Source organism: Paenibacillus sp. MER TA 81-3, from assembly GCF_023713585.1.
In the GTDB taxonomy this organism is placed as follows: domain Bacteria; phylum Bacillota; class Bacilli; order Paenibacillales; family Paenibacillaceae; genus Paenibacillus_B; species Paenibacillus_B profundus.
This window is the reverse complement of the sequence record NZ_JAMAWB010000110.1, coordinates 1-323: the sequence shown is the minus strand read 5'-3', so window position 1 is coordinate 323 and position 323 is coordinate 1. Positions and strand designations below refer to the sequence as shown.

Genomic DNA, 323 nt, shown 5'->3' with positions numbered 1-323 from the left:
GCTGACCGTGAATTATCTGGAGCAAGGCACGGATAAAGTCCTGGCGGAAGCCACGACCGTAGACGGAGTAACAGGTAAAACGGTGGAGCTGACAGCCGCGGAAGTAGCGGGTTACACGCCAGTGAAGGCAAGCGATAACTACACCTTTAAAGCAGAAGGTAATGTGTACACCTTCTACTACAAGGGAAGCGCGCAGAAGCTGAGCGTGAACTATCTGGAGCAAGGCACGGATAAAGTCCTGGCGGAAGCCACGACCGTAGACGGAGTAACAGGTAAAACGGTGGAGCTGACAGCCGCGGAAGTAGCGGGTTACACGCCAGTGA

General features: G+C 54.5%; 1 protein-coding gene. It reads left to right on the top strand.

From position 1 onward, the window contains the following. Window positions 1-323 (top strand): MucBP domain-containing protein (locus tag M3650_RS31460; RefSeq protein WP_251580291.1); only part of this gene is annotated, 323 nt, incomplete at both ends.